Here is a 21,972-nt window from a genome sequence, read left to right on the forward strand (position 1 = left end):
TGATCCATTCTCTATGCCAACCAAGCTTACCGTTTTTCTCGTTCTTCTGCTGGGGCAGGTGGCCTGCGCCCCCAAATCTGTGTTGACCGCCGAAATGCAACCCCGCTCGCTGAAAGCACTGAACCTGGAAGAAACCCTGAGCCGACGCGACGAGGTGATGCTCGCCTATGCCCTCACCGCGTATGATGCCAATAACCGGGCGGTGAGCGTTGTAAACGGGGGCTGGGGCGTGGCATCGGTGCGCAAAAATGAGGAAATCGCCCTCGCCAAACAGGCTCAACCCTTGCAGTTAACCGTTCCCAAAAACGGCCGCGTGGTTGCCTCGGTCGTGCTCATTGAGGTAGATGATACCGGGCAGGCACAAACCATACTGAACCAGATTCGGCAGATTCACAACGTAGTGAGTGTTCCGGCGGGCCTGCTTCTGACAGCCACCGAAGTACTTACCCCCCTCAAGTACATTACGGCGGGGCTGACCGCGGCCGGACTGGGTGTAAAACTGGTGGATCAGTTCGACGATGACGATCTGCTGGGGCAAAGCAGTGCCCAACTAAACGAGAGAGAGCTATCCGCCGGCAACATAACTACAACCGACCGAACCATCACGGCCGACCTCACCGGCACCAACCTGCGCGACACCTACGCGTACCAGCTCCGGTACGATGTTCGGCTAAAAAGGGTAAAATTGACGGTGAACCGTCGCTAAAATGGCGGTATCTTCGTTGTTTATTCAGGAGTACCCGGTTTGAGGCCGGAGCGGCAACTCCCAAAAAGTCAGTACGCACGTAGTTTATCGTTTTTATTTTTTGGTTTATAGATAAGGGCTGGCCTGTGGTTTAGCTCCGTCGACCACCGAAAAACGAAACTCTTTTTAATGGTCTTTACTTTGTTTTCATCCCATACGCGCCTGCTCGCAGCAACGGTTTTACTGACGGCAGGCTTTTCCGGTTGCAAAACCGCCACCGCCCCCATTCAACAGGCTACGCCCGCTCAACCGGTCATTTTGAGCATTGGCGACCGCAATTTCTCGACTGACGATTTCTTTCAGGCCTTCACTAAGAATCAGATTTCCGGCGACTCGGCGGGGCGCATCGACATTAAAGAGTACTTTGAGTTGTACACCAACATGAAGCTGAAAGTACTCGCGGCCGAAGCCGGTGGGCAGGATACGACCGAGGCTTTCCGCGAAGAAATGGCGACCTACCGCAAGCAGTTGGCCCAGAATTACCTGACGGACAAAGAAGCCGTAGAAACCCTTGCCAACGAAGCCTACCAACGGATGCAGCAGGAAGTGGATGCCTCGCATATTCTGATTCCGGTGGCCGAAGACGCGTCGGCCGCCGACACGCTCCGGGCCTATGAAGAAGTGCAGGCCGTTCGGAAACGGGCCCTCGCAGGTGAAGATTTTGGTCAATTGGCCCGGCAGTTTTCCAAAGACGCCCAAACCGCACAGAACGGCGGTAACCTGGGCTATTTTACCGCCTTCGCCACTGTGTACCCACTCGAAACAGCGGCTTATACCACCCCCATTGGTAGTATTTCGGCACCGGTTCGCACTCGTTTCGGCTACCACCTGATTCGGGTCAACAACCGCCGTCCTAGCCGGGGCAAAGTGCAGGTGGCTCACATTCTGCTTCGGATCAGCCCCTCGGCCGACCCCACCGGTCAGCAACTGGTTAAAACCCGCATCGATGCCCTGTACGACCGGCTCCAGAAAGGAGAATCGTTCGAGATGCTCGCCCGCGACAACTCCGACGATGCGACCTCCCGCAACAATGGCGGTATTTTGCCCGCGTTTGAAACGGGCCGCAACGTACCCGCTTTTGAAGAAGCCGCCTTTGCCCTCACCACACCCGGCAGCTACTCGAAACCCGTGCTGACCAACTACGGCTGGCATATTCTGAAACTGATTGGCCGCAAACCGCTTGAGTCGTATCTCGAACTCGCGCCCGCTCTGCGCCAAAAAGTAGTGACCGATACCCGCGCCGACGTACTTCGGCACGCCCTCGAACAGCGGCTCCGGCGTGAATACACCGTGACCGAAGACAAAGCCACCCTGACCGCCCTCACGGCTAAGGCCGATAGCAGCCTGCTACGCGGCCAGTGGAAAGCCGTTTCGCTCACCGACGCGGGTTTGCTCAATAAGCCTCTGTTTAGCATCAACAATACGCCATACCCGGTTGCGCCGTTTGTGCAATATGTACAGCAAAAACAGGCACCCCGGCCAGCCGGAGCCGATCCGGCGGTGGTGATGCAACGCCTGTACAACCGGTATCTGGTCGATCAGCTGATTCGGACGGAAGAAGAAAATCTGGATCGTAAATCGCCGGAGTTCAGGGCGTTGCTGACCGAAATTCGCGATGGTGTTTTACTCTCGGCTATGATGGAAACCAACGTTTGGGAACGGTCGATGGCCGATTCAACAGGGCAACGGCAACATTACGAAGCCAACAAAAACCGGTACAAAATGCCTGAGCGCGTGGTAGCTACCCTGATTGAAGCCACCAGCGACGAGCAACTGAAGCAGGTAAACGCCATGCTCACAGCCAGTCCTTATCAGTTGCGCCGATCGTCGCCCGCCGTAACGTTTGGGCAAAACGAAACCACCATACCCACTACCGGGCGCGACGCCCTGTATCAGTTGCTGGTCACGATGGTACGCAATAGCGACTACCTCGTCGAAGTATCGGGGGCGCAGGAAGCTGGCGAGCGCGACACCGTTTCGGCGGCCCGGATTCGGTCGGTGGTGAGCTACCTCAACCGCAACGGCATTCCGCTTACCCGGATCATGGAAAAAGACAACAAGGCGTTTGGTAACCCGGCCAACCCGCGCCAGGTGACGTTTCAGTTTTTCTCCACGAACAAACTCGATGTAGCCAAGGCTATCAATGCCTCGAAACCCAACTCGGTTACCATCACAGAGGGTATTTTTGCACGGGGCACCTATGCTGTACTCGACGCCCTGCCCTGGAAGCCCGGCACCGTGACTACCACCGACGGTAACCGACTGGTGCAAATCACCATCAGCCGGGTTGAACCGGCCCGCCTGAAAACCTTTGCCGAAGCACGCGGTACGGTTATTAACGAATACCAGGCGATCCTCGAAAAACAGTGGCTGGCTTCGCTCCGGCAGCGGTATCCGGTCAAAATAAACGAAGACGAGATGCGGAAGCTGGCGAAATGACAAAGAGTGAATGAGTGAAAGAGCGGGGGCTGCGTTCTCTCATTCACTCTTTCGCTCTTAACAATATTTAAGTCGGCTGCTGAGTTAAAAACCAGTCCGATACCGTTATTTTTGTAGCAGGGCCAATCGGCCCCTTTTTTTGATAGTATGCGAAAACTACCTGTTCAAACGCTTTTGGTGGCCCTGGGTCTCCTGTTTTCCGGAGTTGCCTTCGGCCAGGGTCAGGGCGTTAGCCTGAATAAAGTCATTGCCCGGATCGACAACTACTACGTGCTCAAGTCCGACGTAGAAGAGACGAAGCAGTCGTACGTGGGTCAGAACCAACCCGCCCCCCCCACCTGCCAGATCCTCGAAAGTCTGGTCATCAACAAGATGATGCTGGCCAAAGCCGAAATCGACTCCGTAGTGGTCGATGACAAAGCGGTAGACAATCAGCTCGACGGCCGGATGTCGTACATGATTCAGCAGTTTGGGTCGGAGAAAAACATTGTCGAGGCTTACGGTAAAAGCCTTGAGTTGCTCAAAAGTGAGCTTCGCCAGCAGGTGAAAGATCAGCTTCTGGTGCAGAAAATGCAGCAAAAAATCACCGACGACGTGAAGGTGACTCCGCGCGAAGTGAAGAAATTCTTCGACAGCATTCCGAAAGACAGCTTGCCGTACATGCCCGCCGAGGTTGAAATTGGTCAGATCGTACGGTTTGCCAAAGCCACCCGCGAACAGAAAGATGTACTGCGCCAGCGTTTGTTGGACATAAAAAAGCGCGTGCAGGCCGGTGAAGACTTTGCGGCCCTGGCGAAGGAATTTTCGGAAGACGTAGGCTCGGCCGAACGGGGAGGTGACCTGGGCTTTGCCAAACGCGGCATGATGGTGGCCCCGTTTGAAGGAGCTGCCCTCAAACTGAAACCCAACGAATTATCAGACATTGTTGAATCGGAGTTCGGTTTTCACCTGATTCAGCTAATCGAAACCCGCGGGGCCGAGTACCACGCCCGCCATATTCTGCTCCGTCCCGATTACAACCGTCTGGATGTAAACGAGCCGACCCGGTTTCTGGATAGCCTACGGACCCTGATTGTAGCCGACACGCTCAAATTTGCGAAGGCCGCCAAGGACTTCTCGGAAGACAAAGGTACGGCCGATGCGGGCGGTCTCCTGCGCGACCCCCAAACGGGTAGCTCGCGGTTGTCGATGGACGGCACTATGGAATACGCCCTGTACTCGATGCTCGACACGATGCAGGTGGGAGCTATCTCGAAGCCCCTTCCGTACCGGACTGAAGACGGTAAAAGCGCCATGCGTATCTTGTATTTCAAGACCAAAAATCCACCGCATACGGCCGATTACAAACTCGATTTCGAGAAACTACAGAATATTGTAACGGCCAACAAGAAGAACCGCGCGATTGATGAGTGGTTCCGAAAATCGGTGGGTGAGGTCTTTATCACCGTCGATCCGGAATTTAACGAATGCCGGGTTTTTGGGACCTCCCAAAACAGTGCGTCGGCCACAGGAGGAAATTAACGTAAAATCGAGTTGACAGTTTACAGTTCTCGGTTTTCAGTTGTTTCTTAGCAGAAGCAAGGCAAAAAACCTTAGGAACTGTAAACTGCAACCTGTAAACTATTCAACCGTGCCCTATACATCTGATGTCGCGGCTGCCGAAGCCCTCAATGATTCCTACAAAAAACTCAAAGCCGAAATCTCTAAAGTGGTCATTGGGCAGGACGACACCGTTCGGCTGCTGCTGACCGCCATCTTCTGTCAGGGGCACTGTTTGCTAGTGGGGGTTCCGGGCCTGGCCAAGACCCTGCTGATTCAAACCATTGCCAGCGCGCTTGATCTGGATTTTAACCGGATTCAGTTTACGCCCGACCTCATGCCTTCTGACATTTTGGGGTCCGAAACCCTTGATCAGGAGCGTAACTTCAAATTCATCAAAGGGCCGGTGTTTGCCAACATCATTCTGGCCGACGAAATCAACCGGACCCCGCCCAAAACCCAGTCGGCCCTGCTCGAAGCCATGCAGGAGTACGCCGTTACGATTGCGGGTCAGAAGTACAACCTGAGTCGGCCATTTTTCGTACTGGCCACCCAGAACCCCATTGAGCAGGAAGGTACCTACCCCCTGCCCGAAGCCCAGCTCGACCGGTTTATGTTCAATATCTGGCTCGACTACCCTTCGTACCAGTCGGAGCTTGATATTGTAAAAAACACCACGACCGACACGCGGCCGGTAGTTCAGAAAGTCATTTCGGGCGAGCAGATCACCGAATTCCAGCACTTGGTACGCCGGGTTCCCGTGGTCGACAACGTAGTGGAGTACGCCGTAAAGCTGGTGCATAAAACCCGCCCCAATACCGAGTTGGCTTCACCCGACGCCAATAACTACCTTGAGTGGGGCGCAGGACCACGGGCGTCGCAGGCACTTATTCTGGCCGCTAAATGTAACGCCCTGCTTAACGGAAAATACTCGCCCGACATCGAAGACGTGCGGGCCGTAGCCCTTCCGATTCTGCGGCACCGGGTTGTTCGGAACTTTAAAGCCGAAGCTGAAAATATCTCCGTCGATGAACTTGTAAAGCGCCTTTTATAAGGTTATTCGGACTTCTTATCCTGTGACAAAACAAAACGGGCCTCGTCAGTAGTTGATGCTGACGAGGCCCGTTTGTAGTTATACTTTGGGCCACTTACTTTCGGGTCGTAGGTTTACCATCATTCAATTTTGTTTTTTATGCAGTCGATTCTCACACGCGCTCTTATTGCCGGCTTCCTTCTGGGCGGCCTGGCCTGTTCGCGCAACCCTGTCACGGGCAAGCGCGAAGTTATCTTAATGTCGAAAGAGCAGGAAATTGCCATTGGTCAGCAGTCGCACCCTTCTGTTGTGGCCAGTATGGGGCTTTATGAAGATAAAAAGCTACAGGATTTCATCAACGAAAAGGGCAAAGCTATGGCCGCCATCTCACACCGGCCCGATCTGCCTTACCAATTCTACATCGTCGATTCACCCGTAGTCAACGCCTTTGCCGTACCGGGTGGTTATGTGTATTTCACGCGGGGCATCATGGCTCACTTCAACAACGAAGCTGAGTTTGCGGGGGTACTGGGCCACGAGATTGGGCACATCACCGCCCGGCACTCAGCCCGTCAGCAAACCAGCCAATTGCTCGGTACACTCGGCGCTATCGGGGTAGCCATTGCCGTTCCGCAACTGGGCGAATCGGTGATGCAGGGGGCTCAGGTTTTGTTCTTAAAATACAGCCGCGACCACGAGTCGGAATCTGACAAAATTGGGGTAGAGTACTCCAGTAAAATTGGCTACAACGCGGTTGAAATGGCCAATTTTTTTGGCACCATCAAACGCATTCAGGATAATGCTGGCCAGGCAGTACCCACGTTTCTGTCGACACACCCCGATCCCGGCAACCGTTTGACCCGTGTGCAGGGCCTGGCCAAAGAGTTTCAGGCCGCCAACCCGCGCCAGTATGCTGTGGAGCGTGATCGGTACCTACGAATGATCGACGGCATTGTGTATGGCGAAGACCCCAAGCAGGGGTTCGTAGAAAACAATATGTTTTACCATCCGGTGCTTAAGTTTCAGTTTCCGGTGCCACAGGGCTGGAAGCATCAGAACTCGCCTGAGCAGTTTCAAATGGGTGCCGCCGACGGAAAATCGGCTATGATTCTGATGCTGGCCAAAGGAAACTCCCTCGAAGAGGCCGCGCAGACGATGGTGAAAGAACTGAATCTGAAAGTTCTTGAAAACGGCCGGACAACGATCAACGGTAATCCGGCCCTCGTGATTATTTCGCAACAGCAGCCGCAGCAACAACAGGGGCAGCCGCAACAGCAGCAGTCGGCACAGAATACGCTGCAACTGGCTACGTGGCTCATCCAGTACAACGGAGGTATTTATGCCCTGCACGGGCTTTCGTCGGCCGCCGATTTCAATAGCCGCCTGAACTCGTTCCGCAGTGTTGCCGAAAATTTCCGCGCCCTCACCGACCGTGATAAGCTAAACCGGCAGCCCGAACGTGTGCAGGTGGTGCAGGCCCCGCGCGACGGCTCGTTCCGCGATGTAATGTCGGCCCTGAACATGCCTTCTAACCGGCTGGAAGAGCTTGGTACCCTCAACAGCATGCGCGCCGACGACCGCGTGAACCGCGGTATGCTGGTAAAAGTTATTCAGCGATAAAATCTTGTTTCTTCATATACCTTGTGGTTGATGGAACGCCGTGCTCGGGTGTCCCATCAACCACAAGTTGTTTTAAGCCTTTTCCGGTCTATTCGGGTTTCCGGCCGTAAAATCGTTCCAAATCCAGTGGAGAGTCCAGATCGATTAGTCCCTCTTCAAACGGTATTTCGGTGCAGTCGTCGCGGTGTTTTACAATAATCCAGCGAGCCCCCTTGTCGCCGGTCAGGGCCAGCAGTTCTTCAATGTACTTAGTGGCAAATAAGGCCGGTACGCCGAGTGGTCCCTCCTCGCCGTATTTTGAGGCTACAATACCTTTTTCACCATCGGCAAACGTCTCGACCAGATTTAACAGCAGCCCGAGCGATACGTGCGGCTGATCCGTAAGCAATACCAGCACCCCGTCGAGCTTTTTCTGGGTCATGTAAAGCCCGGCAAGGCCCATTTTTAGCGACGACGAGAGCCCCTCGGCATGACGGGGGTTGTCGATGAGCGTAACCGGGAGGCCCTCCAATTCATCGGCAATATCGTGCCGATTAGCCCCCAGTACCACCGTTACGGGGCCTTTGTCGAGCGCCAGGGCCATGTCTGTAATCCGGCGAACCAGCGTTTTCCCTTCGTGTACTAATAATTGCTTCGGCTGACCTAACCGCGACGAGGAGCCAGCCGCCAGAATAACAGTTCCTATTGTCATGATGTATGGTTTCTGATTACAGGTTTGGGGGTGTGGTGAGTGGGTTGACGAACTCATTCTGACTGAATTTGCGTAACCATGAACCGGGCGCTATACAATCCCTGCTGGATACCCAACCTCGAACAAAAACAACCCACTGGCTGGAGCGGCCCGCCCGGCAGCCCGGCGGTCACGAGCCAAAATTATCTGTTCAAACTCCTCGGTGGTCATGCGCCCCTGCCCTACTTCGAGCAAGGTGCCCACAATGGCCCGCACCATTCCCCACAAAAACCGGTTGGCCCGGATATGAAACGTCAGGTCATCGCCCGTTTCGGGAAGCCACTCCGCCCGGTCGATGGTGCAGTGGAAATGTTTGACAGCCGCCTTAGCCCGACTAAAGCTTTGGTAATCGGTATGCTCCAACAGAACACGGGCCGCCTGGTTCATGGCCTCCATATCGAGCGGATACCGGAAATAGTAAGACTGCATATGCCGAAAGGCGTCTTTCTGGCGGGTAATCCGGTACTGATAATACCGCGAAATAGCCGAGAAACGAGCATGGTCGTCGGGTTGAACCGGAAAAATCCGCCGAATGGCAATATCGGGCGGCAGCATAGCATTGAGCGAGTAAGTAATCTGCTCAAGGTCGTCCAGGGGTTCGGGCAGGTCGAAATGGGCGTACTGCTGATGCGCGTGCACGCCGGCGTCCGTGCGCCCGCTCCCCAGAATGCTCACCGGCTGCCGCAACCGCCGACTCAAGGCTCCTTCTATTTCTGACTGTACACTATGGCCATTGGCCTGAATCTGCCAACCGTGGTATTGGGTTCCACAGTAGGCAAGTTCCATAAAATAACGCTGGCTCATTGAATTCGTCTTACAAAAGCATGTCCGCTACAGCAACCCGTAGCGGACGTTATAATAGTGTTGATAAACGTTGGTTTTTGAGCTTCGAAACCAAATACGCAACGTTTACCAGGCAGCATCAAAGTGGGTCACTTAGGCCATAATTACACCCAGCGCGTTGTCATACAGCGCTTTGGCATCCGTTACCGACATGAGCGTCTGATCATCGATCACAAACGCACCCTCTGTTACGGCACCAATCTGTATGCATGGAACCCCGCTATCAGCCACGGCCGACTCGAAAGCCTCTTTCTGATCGGCCGATACCGACACGACCACCCGGCCCTGGGCTTCGCCAAACAGAACTGCATCGAGCCGAAAAGCCTCCGCACCGCCCACCGTAGCCGTCTGAATATCAAACCCAAGGTTACCCGCCATTGCCGATTCGGCCAGGGCCACGAACAAGCCCCCGTCCGACAGGTCGTGTGCCGACTGCACCAGTTTTTGGCGGATTAGTTTGTTCAGCGCCTGCTGCATCGCCAGTTCAGCTTCCATGTCAAAGGCTGGAGCTGGTGACGCTTTCACGCCCCGGTACGAATACAGGTATTCCGACGAGGCAATGTCGTTGCTCGACTGACCAAACAGGTAAATAGCGTCGCCCGCTTGCCGGAAATTGAGCGTCATGCGGTTGTTCGTGTCTTCCATCAGACCGAGCATCCCGATGGTCGGCGTTGGGAACACCGGCCCGTCGTCCGACGATTGGTTGTAAAAGCTTACGTTACCACCCGTTACCGGCGTACTGAATTGGCGGCAGGCTTCGCCCATGCCTTTCACAGCCTCCACGAAGTGCCAATACACTTCGGGCACGTACGGGTTTCCAAAGTTCAGGTTGTTGGTTACCGCCAGCGGCTCCCCACCCGAGCACACGATGTTGCGGGCCGCTTCGGCCACGGCAATCTGCGCGCCTACATACGGGTTGGCATTCACATAGCGGCTGTTGCAATCAACCGTAATCACAATCGACTTATCGGTCGATTTGCCATCGGGCGTTTTTACCCGCACCACAGCCGCGTCGGAAGGCGCGTTGGTGCTCCGGTTGGCCGTACCCACCATTGAGTCGTACTGCTCATAGATCCACCGACGTGAGCAAACGTTGGGGTGTGTAAGCAGGTGCTTGGCCACCGCTCCGATTTCGGTGGGCGTTACGTCAGCTACCGAAGCGGCATCGAACTTGGCAAACTCCTGAATGTAAGCAGGCTCCCGATATTCACGGTGGTACTGCGGAGCCCCGCCACCCAGCACGAGGTCGTGCGCAGGTACGTCGGCCACGAGCTGACCGTGCCGGTAAAAATGGAGCCGCTGCGTGTCGGTTACTTCACCAATTTGCGCACAGTGCAGGTCCCACTTCTCAAATATTCCGTTGATAATGTCCTCTTTCCCTTTCTCAACCACCACGAGCATCCGCTCCTGCGACTCAGAAAGCAAAATCTCGAACGGTTCCATGTTGGCCTGCCGGGTCGGCACTTTATCAAGGTCGATAATCATGCCGTGTTCGCCCTTGGCACTCATCTCCGAGGTCGAGCAGATGATACCGGCCGCGCCCATGTCCTGAATCCCGATCACATACCCCGACGCAATAATTTCGAGGGTTGCTTCGAGCAAGAGTTTTTCCATGAACGGGTCACCAACCTGCACCGCAGGCAGCTTCTCGGTCGAAGCTGCACTGATATCTTCCGACGCGAACGTAGCGCCGTGAATCCCGTCTTTACCCGTTGCCGAGCCAACAATGAACACGGGGTTACCCACGCCATACGAGGTGGCTTTGGCGACTTTCCCTACCTCCACAATACCCGCCGAGAAGGCGTTGACGAGCGGATTGGTATTGTAGCACTCATCAAAATACACTTCGCCCCCAACCGTTGGAATCCCGAAGGCGTTACCGTAATCGCCGATTCCTTTCACAACACCTCGCAGCAACCGCCGGGTTTTGGGAAGGTTGAGATCACCGAAGCGGAGCGAGTTAAGCTGCGCAATGGGGCGGGCACCCATCGTAAAGATATCGCGGTTGATACCGCCTACCCCCGTTGCCGCACCCTGATACGGCTCAAGGGCCGAGGGATGGTTGTGCGATTCAATTTTGAACGAACACGCCAGGCCGTCTCCAATGTCGACCAGACCGGCATTTTCTTCACCTGCCTTGGCCAGCATCCGCTCCGAGTCGCGGGGGAGCGTCTTAAGCCAGACAATTGAGTTTTTGTACGAGCAGTGCTCCGACCACATAACGGAGAAAATGCTCAGCTCCGTAAAATTGGGTTGGCGGCCCAGAATACTCTGGATACGCTCAAACTCTTCAGGGAGCAAACCCAGCTTGCGGGCGGTTTCAACAGTGGGCAATGCAGCAGCGGAGGCTTGTTCAGCAGGATTCTGATCGATGATTTCCACGAAGAAAAGAAAATTTTGCCGGTAGGCGAACGAACGTTTACCCGTTAAAAACGAAGCATTTACGTCTTTTTAAGGGCTTACAACAGGGCAAAAATACGCTTTTTTGCGGGGAAACGCCCCGTTTTTTCTGGCTTACCTCTTGACAAACCTTAAAAATCGCTATACCTTTGCACCATCAAACCACTTAGAGAGATGGCAGAGTGGTCGATTGCGACGGTCTTGAAAACCGTTGACTGTAACAGGTCCGGGGGTTCGAATCCCTCTCTCTCTACGGAAGTTTAACAGGAAGCCTGCTCCACCGAGCAGGCTTTTTTGTTGTTCTGGCGGCATTCAGCATCAAGCATAAGGACTATTACTGCGCTCCCAAAGGTCAATGTGGCTATCTAGGGCGCCAATACCATCGTGGGAGCCCTTGGAAACGCCAATAACATCTATAAAGGCACAGCGTATGTGTTCAAGCGCTCGGGTGCATCTTGTCGCTTTCCAACAAGGTGGAGCTTACTGGTTAAGCAAAAAACCCGGCCCTCGATTGAGAGCCGGGTTTCCGGAATACCAAAACACTTAAATTATTAGCGTTTCCACCAATAAGCCCCAAACATACGGTAAGCTGCATACATGAACCAATTTTCCAGCCACTTCTGGAGCTCCTGAGCCATCAACCGCTCATACAATTCACGATCAGCCAGATAACGCGCCCGGTAGTGCCTTAACTCAGCTTCAAACAGCCGATGATCGTACCTTTAGTCGTATAACACGCAGCCCGGTGGAGCCGCCCAACATGCTGAAAATCCCCCCAAAAGCATGTAGGCAACGAGGCAAAAGCGGTCGAGTAACCGGCTGGCGTAACTATCGTACCCGCCACAGTGTGGTAGGTCATCCACGCCACCCACCCAAAACAAAATATAGCTTTTAGACAACCGAATCCCTAAGCAAAACCACTCATAAAATACTCATTAGATGAAAGCCATATTAAACTGGACTTCTCTGTTTTAATCAAATCTTCATCTAAATCCCTCCTAACCAATTGTCAAGGTATCGCTCGAAAAACTGTAACTTCGAAGCGACAAAAACCCATATGACAAATTTTACCCAATGATTAACCTTCATTTTGCACCTGGCGATATCGTCCAATTTCGATCCGGGGGCCTCCGAATGACGGTCCGAGCCGTTTTCGGAGATACCGTTTCCTGCGAGTGGTTGGGCAACTCCCAACAGTACCACATTTCATACTTTCCCTACATTGCGCTCGTTAAAGATTCCGACGGGTCGGTAAACCAAAAAACAGAGAAGAAAGAGCCAACCCAGTTATGGGCTGAGTATTTTCTATAATGCTTTTTATCTCGAATTGTCATTCTCCTGTAAGCAACGCCCGGCGTTGCTTATTTTTTTGGGGGCTAACCGGAGTTGCCCCTCCGGGCGTTTACCTTTGTACACGATCCTACCCGCGGGCAGATTCGTTGCGGCCCAAACCGTATAACTCATCAACCACAAACCATCAACCCCAGTATGTGGCAGGAACAGGATAACAAGCTCGTTCGCGACCTACAGTTTGCCGACTTTCAGGAGGCCTTCTCGTTTATGACCCAGGTGGCCCTCGTAGCCGAAAAAATGGACCATCATCCTTGGTGGTCGAATGTGTACAATCAGGTCAGAATTGAGCTAACCACCCACGATGCGGGCAACACCGTAACCGACAAAGACCGGGCGTTGGCCGAAAAAATTGACCAGCTATTGAGCCGTATGGGCCGACCTGCCTAACCCTTGTGCGCTTCCGTCGACCTGTATGCTTTTCTTATCTGCCTTTTTATGAAGTTATTTCTCGTTCCAACCCCGATTGGTAATCTGGAAGACATTACGCTCCGGGCCGTCAATGTGCTTAAATCGGCCGATGCTATTTTGGCTGAAGATACCCGTACCTCCGGGATTCTGCTGAAGCATCTGGGTATCAGCAAGCCACTTCAGAGTTACCATATTTTCAACGAACACGGGTCGGTACAACGGGTTATTGGGCAATTGAAAAGCGGAAAAACACTCGCACTGGTATCGGATGCGGGTACCCCGGCCATATCGGACCCCGGTTTTTTGCTCGTGCGCGAATGCCTGCGCCACGATATTCCGGTGGAGTGCCTGCCCGGCCCAACCGCTTTTGTACCTGCCCTGGTTAATTCAGGGCTCCCCACCGACCGGTTTACGTTTGAGGGATTTCTGCCCCACAAAAAAGGCCGACAAACCCGGCTGCTCCAGTTGGCCAACGAAGAACGGACGATGGTCTTTTACGAATCGCCCCACCGGTTGCTCAAAACCCTCGGACAATTGGCCGAGGTATTGGGTGCCGACCGACAGGCGAGTGTAAGCCGCGAACTCACCAAACTTTTTGAAGAAACGGTGCGGGGTACGCTGACCGAAATCTTAGCGTACTTTGGCGAGAAACCCGTAAAAGGCGAAATTGTGCTGTGCGTACAGGGCTGTGAGCCGAAAAAAGGAAAAGACAAAAAGGATTACCGGTCGGAACAAGAGCCGGCTGATGAAGACGACGATGAATAAACTCCGCCTGTTTTTGCTGGGCTGCCTGTTGTTGGCAGCCCCAAGTTGGCTCCCGGCCGCGTGTGGCCAATCAATGCCCATGCCGATGCTGTCGCCCGAGGCCCGGGTGAGCCTGATTACCTACGGCCCCGGCAACGACGATATTTCGTCGTCGTTTGGGCATACCGAAATCCGTATTTACGACCCCTCGCTCGGCATCGACCGGAACTACAGCTACGGTGGCTTCAACTACAACACCGATTACTTTATTCTCAAGTTTCTGCGGGGCACTCTCCCCTACTGGCTGTCGGTACATAGCCTATACCAGGCGGTGTACTACTACCAGCAGAATAACCGGAGCATTCGGGAGCAGTTACTGAACCTGTCGCTCACCCAACGCCAGCGTCTTTTCAACAACCTCGAAACCAACTACCTGCCGCAGAATCGGGAGTATCGGTACAAGTTTTACTACGACAACTGTGCGACCCGCCCCCGCGACATGATCAAGGAGGCCTGCGGAGACAGTTTGCAGTTTCCGGCCCCGGAACAACGCACGAAGTCGTACCGCGACTGGATGAACGATTATCTGGGTGAGAAACCCTGGGCGCAGTTGGGGATGAACATCGCCATTGGTCGCCCGTCGGATCAGGTGACAACCAATTGGGAGTCTATGTACCTGCCCGATAATGTGTTCAACCAGTTGGCACAATCGACCATCAAGCAGGCCAACGGCCAACAGGTTCCGGTTGTGAGCAGTACCCAAACACTGTTCCAGCCGCAGAATCTGCCCAAACAAAACCTGCCACTCCCGCTCTACCCCGCGTTTGTGTTTGCCGTATTAGGGGCCGTAATTGGGTTTGTGACCTACCGGCAGTACGTGCAGGGGCGGGTGAGCCGCTGGATCGACCGGCTCTTGTTTGGCTTTGCGGGTCTGTGCGGCTGGTTGCTGTTTCTGCTTTGGGTCGCTACCGATCATGGCGTGACGGCCTGGAACCCCTCGCTGTTCTGGCTCATGCCGTTGCACATGCCCTTAATTTTCTGGGTAACGCGCCAACGTAACCAAGGGTACATCAACCGCTATTTTGGGGCTACAGCGGTACTCATTGTGGTTGGCTTGTTTACCTCCGACGTGCCGGGCGGGGCGCATATTCTGTTTATGCTGACTCTGCTGATTCGATGCGTTGCTAATATTCAACAGGTTCGCCGGGCGAACCGGGAGCTGGCCTTAGTCCGGTAAACCCTCGTCAGGCTCTATCGTTCAGCGTTTCTTTTCATTTTACCTATGATCTTAACCGACGCATTACTCGCTTCCATGTGCGCCATTGCACGCGATGCCGGCGCGTTTCTGTTGCAGGAACGAGCCCGGTTTAGCCGCGACGCCGTGGAATACAAAGGCACCAACGATCTGGTGTCGTATGTAGATAAAGAAACCGAAAAACGACTGGTGGCGGCTCTGAGCCAACTCCTGCCCGAAGCGGGCTTTGTGACCGAGGAGGGTACCACCGGAAGCGGCAGCGACCGGGCTGGCCTCAACTGGATCATTGACCCGCTCGACGGTACAACCAACTTTATCCACGGCCTGCCTATTTTCTCGGTGAGCATCGGGTTGGCCGAGGGCACTCGACCCATTGCGGGCGTTATTTTCGACCCCAACCGGGACGAATGCTTCTTTGGGCGCGAAGGAGCCGGGGCTTACTGCGCTCGCGGCACGGCTTCGCCCGAACGGATTCGGGTGTCGGCGGCTACACAACTGAGCGATTCGCTCATTGCAACCGGGTTTCCGTACTACCGGTTCGAGGGGATGCCCAATTACCTACGCATTCTGGAAGACCTCATGCACCAAACCCACGGTTTACGGCGCATGGGATCGGCCGCTATCGACCTGGCCTACGTAGCCTGTGGACGATTTGAGGGCTTTTTCGAGTATAATTTGCACGCCTGGGACATTGCCGCGGGTACGCTGCTCGTACGGGAAGCGGGCGGTGTAGTCACCGACTTTGACGGGGGCGACTCGTTTCTGTACCGGGGCGACATTGTAGCCGGTTGCGGGGCCCAATCCGAACTACTGGCAACCATTCAGAAGTATTGGCGTTAAAAGGAGAATGGAGGAAGGAGGAAAGAGAAAACCTCCCGCCTTCCTCCCTTTTCTCCCCTTCTCCATCCTCCCTTTCCTCCTTTCCCCCTTTATCTATGACCAACCTTCAGTATCCTATCGGCCCGTTTGTGTATGGGCAGCCGCACACTCCTGAGCAGGTACGTGAGGCAATTGACCACATCGCAAATCAGGCCCATCGGTTCACCGAGCTGGTGGGTAAGTGGGGCGACGATCGCCTGGATACCCCCTACCGCCCCGAAGGCTGGACGGTACGGCAACTGGTGCATCACGTGGCCGACAGCCATATGAACGCCTACATCCGCACCAAACTCGCCCTGACGGAAGATAACCCCACCATTAAACCCTACGAGGAAGGTGAATGGGCCAAACTCCCCGACTCAGCGTTACCAGCGTCGCACTCGCTGGTGATTCTGAGCAACCTCCACGACCGCTGGGTGGCTGTGCTCCGGGGCCTGAACGAAGCCGATTTCGACCGGACGTATTACCACCCCGGTAGTGGCCGTACGTTTACCCTCGGCGAAGTCATTCGGAATTACCAATGGCATGGCGAACACCACTACCAGCACATTTACCGCCTTGCGGAACGGAATGGCTGGGTGTAGCCGTTACATCAATAGACCGGCTGGGTTGCATTACTCTCGATACAGTGGAGTTGCAAACGGCCGATCGTTCGAACCGAAACGATTATGCAGGACGTACTCATCCTCTGCTTTTTTCTGGCAGCTGCGGGTTACCTCAGCTGGCGCGGCTATAAAGCCATGACCCGGCGCGAAGCGGGCTGTGGTAAAGGGTGCGGTTGTGCCTCCGACAAGCCCCAGGCGCAAGCCCTTGGGGCCAGACGCTAAGGCGGATTAACTTTTTGTAACCCGGTAGGTTTGTCCAGTAATGAAAACTGGACAAACCTTTTTTTTATGCCTTTTCTTTTCTACGATTCTGCTTGCGGTAGGTTGTCAGCGTGTAAACCCGAAACCGCCCGAAGCAAAGGGGTTTGATGAGCCCATACCCGCCACTACGTCGTACCTAACGGGCCGTATCACGTTTGAACTGGCCGACCTAGAAAAGAAAATCAACGACGAGCTGGGCGTTGTACTGGTCACGGAAGAAACCCTCAAGGGGCAGAAAGGCGAAAAATGGCAACTGCGCGTAGAACGCAGCGGGCCGGTGCGGCTTCGGTACAGCCGGGGCCGGGTGTCGTTTACTACGCCCCTGCGCGTTTGGATCAGCAATCCGCTGGCCTTTAAACGGCTGCAACGCAAGCGCGAGGCCGACCCCGACTTTTACAAGAGCAAACGGCCTTTGTGTGCGCTTACGGTCAATTTTGATACCCCGTTGAAGGTAAACAACAACTGGTCGCTGACAACCAAAGCCCGCTTTGTTGACTACCAGTGGATCGAAAAGCCTAAAGTGCGGGTGTTGGGCGTTGGCCTGTCGATACAGCGGATTGCCGAGCGGATTCTGGACGCCCGAAAGCAGGACATCGAAATGGCTATCGACAAGGCGGTTTCGAGCGAATTACATTTGGAAAAAGAGATTTCTAAAATCTGGCGCGACATTCAGCGGCCGTTGCTGCTCAACAAACAACCCGATTCCGTTTGGCTGGTTCCCACACCATCGAGCGTGATTGCCGGGCCTATTGTGGGCAATCAGCGGTACGTTACAATTCCGCTTCGGATTGGTTTCTCGGCGGCCACACGTTTCGGCCCCCGGCCCGCGTTTAACCCCTCGCTCAAACTGCCTGTTCTGCGCAAAGTAGCGAAACTGGAACCGGTTTCGGACCTGAAAGTTTTGTTTACCATTCCGTTTGCCGACCTCAACCGGGTCATCAGCCAAAACCTGTCGAAACGTGAGCTAGAGTTAAAAGAAGGCTTGCTGAAAATAAAAAGAGCGTCGCTCTACGGAGGGCAACGCTCACTTATTCTGAAAACCGAAGTGGGTGGTGCCGTAAAGGGCACGCTTTACCTGCACGGGCGGCCGTATTTCGATACGCTGACCAATACACTTCAGATGCGCAACGTAGATTTCGACGTGCATACCGAAGAACGACTGCTGGCCACCGCCGACTGGCTTCTGCACGATGACCTGCGCGACACACTCCAAACGGCACTCAAACTTCCCCTGGGCGACAAACTGGCGGCTATCCCCGACAAAATTGAAACGGCGTTTGCCCGTGGAAAAGCTGGCAAAAAAACGGATCTCGACATTGCCGCTTTCCGCCTTGTCCCTCAGCGGATTGCCATCCGTCCCGATGGCGTCCAAATCCTGATCGACATTAAGTCAAAAGTGACGCTCCAGGTGGAAAAACTATAACTATTCTTTACCCCGCACTCCGTCGATTTCGCGCCAGATACCGAGCGGATTCTCCTGTTGCAGGGCAAGCGGTAACAACGCGTTCGGGAAGCTTTGGTAGGTGACCGGCCGCGCAAACCGCTCGATAGCGGCTGTCCCGACAGACGTGGTACGAGCGTCGGAGGTGGCCGGGAACGGGCCACCGTGAGTCATGGCTTCGCATACCTCTACCCCGGTCGGATAGCCACCAAACAACACCCGGCCGGCCTTTTGCTGCAACAAGGCAACCCAGTTATAGGCACTCGTTTGCAGATCGGTGTCGGTAGCAAAGAGCGTAGCAGTGAGTTGCCCCTCCATGGTTTGCAGACAGGCCGCCACTTCGGCTTCGTCCTGACATACAACCACGAGCGAACTGGGACCAAATACCTCGTGGCTCAGGGCCGGGTTACTCCGGAAAGCCGATCCTGTGGTCGTCAATACGGCTGGGCGGCCTTCGGTAGCCTCGGACCGTGCGTCGGTTTCCGACTGAGCCAGTACTTCTACCTCCGCCGAGCTGCTGAGGGCGTCGAGCCCCGTGCGGTAATGGTCGCAGATACCGGCATTGAGCATGGTGGCCGGTACGGTAGCCCGGATTTTAGCCCCAAGAGTTCCCAGAAAATCGTTTAGCTTCTCGGTCTGGGTCACAAACACCAGGCCCGGATTGGTACAAAACTGCCCAACGCCCAGCGTAATCGAGCCAGCCAGCCCTTCGGCAATAGCCGTACCCCGCTCCTGCATGGCCCCGGCCAGAATCACCGTCGGATTCACCGAACTCATCTCAGCGTATACAGGTATGGGTTCGGGACGTGCCTGGGCCACCCGCAGCAGGGCAAGCCCACCCGCCCGAGAACCCGTAAAACCAACCGCCTTGACCACCGGGTGGGCCACCAGTGCCTGCGCTACCGCATTGTCGGCATGAACAAGGGCAAACGTGCCGTCGGGCATCTGGGTTTTGTGCGCAGCCGCCTGAATGGCGCGACCAACCAGCTCGCTCGTGCCGGGGTGGGCCGGGTGCGCTTTTACAATTACCGGACAACCGGCCGCCAGGGCCGAAGCCGTGTCGCCACCGGCAACCGAAAACGCCAACGGGAAATTGCTGGCCCCAAACACCACCACCGGCCCCAGCGGAACGAGCATCCGGCGCAGGTCGGGCCGGGGCAAGGGTTGCCGGTCGGGCAGGGCTGGGTTGATGCGCGCATCGACCCAGGAGCCTTCGCGCACCAGTTTGGCAAACATACGCAGCTGCCCACAAGTGCGGCCGCGCTCGCCCGTGAGCCGGGCCATGGGCAGGCCACTTTCGGCATGGGCACGCTCGGGCAGGGCATCGCCCAGCGCTTCGATCTCATCAGCAATAGCCTCCAGAAACTCGGCCCGGCGGTGCGGGTGTAGTTGACTGTACGGCCCGAAAGCCGCTCCCGCCAGCTGCACAACCTGCTCGGCCTGCGCGGGACTGATGTTGAAAAATGATTCGGGCAGCGATTCGTTGCGGGCGGGGGCCGTTGCCGTGTAGGCTGCGCCTTCGCCGGTCAGGGTTTGGGAGCCAAAAAGGCTCGCTCCGGTTATGGTTGACATGGTCTGCGTAGCCTGCCGGGCACTGACCGGCAAGCCAAGGGGCCGTTAAGCGTCTGGTTTGATGGCGTCGATGCCAGCCGGTCAGTGCCCGGCAATACGTTCGGCGGGTAGCTCCATATGACAGAGATGGATACCCGGTGCCCAAAAATCGGGCTTAAAGTCGACTTGCACAAAGCCAAATTTGGCAAAAAATCCGTCGGCGTGCTGCGATGTCCGCACATCGATACGTGCCATGGCCGGATAACGCCGGATTTCGGTCAGGCAATGAGCCACCAGTTGGCCCCCTACCCCTTGCTGCTGGCAGTCGGGCGCAACAAACACCCACGCCAGGCCACCCCAGGTTTCGTTGGCCCGAATGTAGTATCCCGCCGTGCCCAAAACCTGACCGTTTTCGACGTACACAAACTGCGGATTTTCGAGCCGGTTCAGGTAATCGATTAAGTCGGTTTCTTCGTGCTCAGCAAAATACAGGGGCGTGTTCTGCCGAAAAACAAGGCGGAGTGGTTCGAGGTCGTCAGGGTGGTACGGGCGAATCATGTAGTAAGTGAAAGAAAACAGAGACATTAGACACTGGACGTTAGACCTTACTGTATCATCAAAAAGTCTATTGTCCAACGTCTGAAAGTCTATCAATCAAACGGCGGAAAATCGTCGAGAAACGTAACGGCGTCAGTTTCGTGATCTATGCAGCAGCAATAGTGCATGAGGCCATTGGTCACAATCAGGTAAGGGGCCCGGTGAACGTGGTTGTATCGGGCAATCTGATCAAACACCGACTGGTTGATAGGCACGTGCGGAGCCTTGCACTCAACGAGCAGAAACGGCTGCCCCTCCCGGTCGAATACGAGCAAATCGGTGCGTTTTTGCCGTTGATTGAGTAGCAATCCACCCTCGCAGCGAATCAGCGCCTTGGGGTAGCGGTAGTGGCTCAGCAGCAGGTGAATCATGTGTTGGCGCACCCACTCTTCGGGCGTCAGACGGACGTACTTTCGGCGCAGTTCGTCGAAGATGTGTGCCTTCCCGTCAATCTCGCTAATTTTGTGCCCAAACGGGGGCAGATTCAGAGCCTCCATGCACAAAAATAAAGAGTGAAAGAGTGAATGAGCGAAAGAGCGATTGAAAAAGAGGCTCCTTTAGCTTTTTCAGCTGTTCAAGTGTCATCCATTCGCTCTGCTGATTGGCATTCCGATTCACTCTTTCACTCATTCACTCTTTCACTCATTCACTCTTTCACTCTTTCACTCATTGCCACAGATGAAAACCAAAGAAGACATTGTACAAAACTGGCTTCCGCGCTATACCGGAACGCCCATTGAGCAGTTTGGCGAGTACATTCTGCTGACCAACTTCATCAACTACGTCGAGCTGTTTGCCAACAAATTCAACGTAGAGATTTACGGCCTCGGTCGGGCCATGCAAACAGCCACGGCCAACAACATTACGATTATCAACTTCGGGATGGGTAGCGCCATGGCGGCCACCGTTATGGATCTGCTGTCGGCCATTCAGCCCAAGGCGGTGCTGTTTCTGGGTAAGTGCGGGGGCCTGAAGCGTTCTACCCAACTCGGCGACCTGATTCTGCCCATCGCGGCCATCCGGGGCGACGGTACGAGCAACGACTATATGCGGCCCGAGATTCCGGCCCTGCCTTCGTTCCGGTTGCAGCGGGCGGTGTCGTCGATGATCAAAAAACACGAGCTCGACTACTGGACGGGCACCGTGTACACCACCAACCGCCGGATTTGGGAGCACGACGAGCAGTTTAAAGAGTACCTCCGCGAAACCCGCGCTATGGCTATCGACATGGAAACGGCCACCATTTTTATTGTGGGCTTCGCCAACTCGATTCCGCACGGGGCGCTGCTGCTCGTGTCGGACAACCCGATGATTCCCGAAGGCGTAAAAACCGAAGAAAGCGACAAGAAGGTAACGACCAACTTTGTCGAACGGCACCTGCAAATCGGGATCGACTCGCTGCACGAACTGGCCTCGTCGGGCGAATCGGTGAAGCACCTGCGGTTTGAATAATGTATAATGGATAATGTACAATGAAGCCTCTCTGCGGATTACTCATTATTCCTTTTCCATTGTACATTATCCATTAA

Annotated in this window: 21 protein-coding genes and 1 tRNA gene; 15 read left to right on the forward strand and 7 right to left on the reverse strand. The window is 54.9% G+C overall.

Going from position 1 to position 21,972, the window contains the following annotated elements; genetic code table 11:
* Positions 1-13 precede the first annotated feature (13 nt).
* The 5 genes from RUDLU_RS0104150 (at position 14) to RUDLU_RS0104170 (ending at position 7,376) form a co-directional block, all read left to right on the forward strand.
* Positions 14-706, forward strand: a complete 693-nt coding sequence (locus RUDLU_RS0104150; RefSeq protein WP_019987093.1) for a hypothetical protein — start codon at positions 14-16, stop codon at positions 704-706.
* A gap of 180 nt (positions 707-886) precedes the next feature.
* Positions 887-3,184 carry a peptidylprolyl isomerase gene (locus tag RUDLU_RS0104155; RefSeq protein ID WP_245581621.1) on the forward strand — a complete coding sequence of 766 codons (2,298 nt, stop codon included), beginning with the start codon at positions 887-889 and terminating at the stop codon, positions 3,182-3,184.
* A gap of 147 nt (positions 3,185-3,331) precedes the next feature.
* Positions 3,332-4,705: a peptidylprolyl isomerase gene (locus tag RUDLU_RS0104160; RefSeq protein ID WP_019987095.1), complete on the forward strand. Its 1,374-nt coding sequence runs from the start codon at positions 3,332-3,334 to the stop codon at positions 4,703-4,705.
* Between the two features lie 109 nt (positions 4,706-4,814).
* Entirely contained in the window at positions 4,815-5,777 is a 963-nt protein-coding gene (locus RUDLU_RS0104165; protein ID WP_019987096.1) for an AAA family ATPase, read from the forward strand.
* A 138-nt stretch (positions 5,778-5,915) separates the two neighbouring features.
* Entirely contained in the window at positions 5,916-7,376 is a 1,461-nt protein-coding gene (locus RUDLU_RS0104170; RefSeq protein WP_019987097.1) for a M48 family metalloprotease, read from the forward strand.
* 88 nt (positions 7,377-7,464) lie between these two features.
* Here RUDLU_RS0104170 and RUDLU_RS0104175 read toward each other — a convergent pair whose 3' ends face one another.
* The 3 genes from RUDLU_RS0104175 to purL form a co-directional block, all read right to left on the reverse strand.
* Positions 7,465-8,067 carry a nucleotidyltransferase family protein gene (locus RUDLU_RS0104175; RefSeq protein WP_019987098.1) on the reverse strand — a complete coding sequence of 201 codons (603 nt, stop codon included), beginning with the start codon at positions 8,065-8,067 and terminating at the stop codon, positions 7,465-7,467.
* Positions 8,068-8,157: 90 nt separating this feature from the next.
* Positions 8,158-8,892: a tRNA pseudouridine(38-40) synthase TruA gene (truA, locus tag RUDLU_RS0104180; RefSeq protein ID WP_019987099.1), complete on the reverse strand. Its 735-nt coding sequence runs from the start codon at positions 8,890-8,892 to the stop codon at positions 8,158-8,160.
* Positions 8,893-9,042: 150 nt separating this feature from the next.
* Positions 9,043-11,331, reverse strand: coding sequence for a phosphoribosylformylglycinamidine synthase subunit PurL (gene purL / locus RUDLU_RS0104185; protein ID WP_019987100.1), 2,289 nt, complete (start codon positions 11,329-11,331; stop codon positions 9,043-9,045).
* Positions 11,332-11,517: 186 nt separating this feature from the next.
* On the opposite strand from purL, the gene RUDLU_RS0104190 reads away from it, so the two are divergent.
* A tRNA-Ser gene (locus RUDLU_RS0104190) sits at positions 11,518-11,602 on the forward strand.
* A gap of 435 nt (positions 11,603-12,037) precedes the next feature.
* Here RUDLU_RS0104190 and RUDLU_RS30570 read toward each other — a convergent pair.
* Positions 12,038-12,208, reverse strand: coding sequence for a DUF1353 domain-containing protein (locus RUDLU_RS30570; protein WP_425414097.1), 171 nt, complete (start codon positions 12,206-12,208; stop codon positions 12,038-12,040).
* Between the two features lie 215 nt (positions 12,209-12,423).
* On the opposite strand from RUDLU_RS30570, the gene RUDLU_RS30575 reads away from it, so the two are divergent.
* The 8 genes from RUDLU_RS30575 to RUDLU_RS0104230 all read left to right on the forward strand — a co-directional run bounded on the left by RUDLU_RS30575 (position 12,424) and on the right by RUDLU_RS0104230 (position 18,277).
* The gene (locus RUDLU_RS30575; RefSeq protein ID WP_019987101.1) at positions 12,424-12,660 is read left to right on the forward strand and encodes a DUF2158 domain-containing protein; all 237 of its coding nucleotides are present in this window, start codon (positions 12,424-12,426) and stop codon (positions 12,658-12,660) included.
* A 177-nt stretch (positions 12,661-12,837) separates the two neighbouring features.
* Positions 12,838-13,089, forward strand: coding sequence for a 4a-hydroxytetrahydrobiopterin dehydratase (locus RUDLU_RS0104200; RefSeq protein ID WP_019987102.1), 252 nt, complete (start codon positions 12,838-12,840; stop codon positions 13,087-13,089).
* A gap of 48 nt (positions 13,090-13,137) precedes the next feature.
* Positions 13,138-13,875, forward strand: coding sequence for a 16S rRNA (cytidine(1402)-2'-O)-methyltransferase (gene rsmI / locus RUDLU_RS0104205; protein ID WP_027302751.1), 738 nt, complete (start codon positions 13,138-13,140; stop codon positions 13,873-13,875).
* Positions 13,856-15,091 (forward strand): Lnb N-terminal periplasmic domain-containing protein, encoded by a 1,236-nt coding sequence (locus RUDLU_RS26910; RefSeq protein WP_019987104.1) that lies wholly within the window; start codon positions 13,856-13,858, stop codon positions 15,089-15,091. Before rsmI ends, RUDLU_RS26910 begins: the two co-directional genes overlap by 20 nt.
* 45 nt (positions 15,092-15,136) lie before the next feature.
* On the forward strand, positions 15,137-15,949 hold the full coding sequence (locus tag RUDLU_RS0104215) for an inositol monophosphatase family protein (RefSeq protein WP_211220194.1): 813 nt from the start codon (positions 15,137-15,139) through the stop codon (positions 15,947-15,949).
* Positions 15,950-16,044: 95 nt separating this feature from the next.
* Positions 16,045-16,572 carry a YfiT family bacillithiol transferase gene (locus tag RUDLU_RS0104220; RefSeq protein ID WP_019987106.1) on the forward strand — a complete coding sequence of 176 codons (528 nt, stop codon included), beginning with the start codon at positions 16,045-16,047 and terminating at the stop codon, positions 16,570-16,572.
* Positions 16,573-16,656: 84 nt separating this feature from the next.
* Entirely contained in the window at positions 16,657-16,815 is a 159-nt protein-coding gene (locus RUDLU_RS29580) for a hypothetical protein (RefSeq protein WP_019987107.1), read from the forward strand.
* A gap of 40 nt (positions 16,816-16,855) precedes the next feature.
* Positions 16,856-18,277: a DUF4403 family protein gene (locus RUDLU_RS0104230; protein ID WP_019987108.1), complete on the forward strand. Its 1,422-nt coding sequence runs from the start codon at positions 16,856-16,858 to the stop codon at positions 18,275-18,277.
* Here RUDLU_RS0104230 and RUDLU_RS0104235 read toward each other — a convergent pair whose 3' ends face one another.
* From RUDLU_RS0104235 to RUDLU_RS0104245, 3 genes are all read right to left on the reverse strand, one after another.
* Positions 18,278-19,867 (reverse strand): aldehyde dehydrogenase (NADP(+)), encoded by a 1,590-nt coding sequence (locus RUDLU_RS0104235; protein WP_027302752.1) that lies wholly within the window; start codon positions 19,865-19,867, stop codon positions 18,278-18,280.
* 81 nt (positions 19,868-19,948) lie between these two features.
* The gene (locus RUDLU_RS26915; RefSeq protein WP_019987110.1) at positions 19,949-20,431 is read right to left on the reverse strand and encodes a GNAT family N-acetyltransferase; all 483 of its coding nucleotides are present in this window, start codon (positions 20,429-20,431) and stop codon (positions 19,949-19,951) included.
* 65 nt (positions 20,432-20,496) lie between these two features.
* Positions 20,497-20,940, reverse strand: coding sequence for a type I restriction enzyme HsdR N-terminal domain-containing protein (locus tag RUDLU_RS0104245; RefSeq protein WP_019987111.1), 444 nt, complete (start codon positions 20,938-20,940; stop codon positions 20,497-20,499).
* 181 nt (positions 20,941-21,121) lie between these two features.
* Between RUDLU_RS0104245 and RUDLU_RS0104250 the strand changes: the two genes are divergently transcribed.
* Positions 21,122-21,895, forward strand: a complete 774-nt coding sequence (locus RUDLU_RS0104250; RefSeq protein WP_019987112.1) for an AMP nucleosidase — start codon at positions 21,122-21,124, stop codon at positions 21,893-21,895.
* Positions 21,896-21,972 lie beyond the last annotated feature (77 nt).

This window comes from Rudanella lutea DSM 19387, from assembly GCF_000383955.1.
GTDB classification, from domain to species: domain Bacteria; phylum Bacteroidota; class Bacteroidia; order Cytophagales; family Spirosomataceae; genus Rudanella; species Rudanella lutea.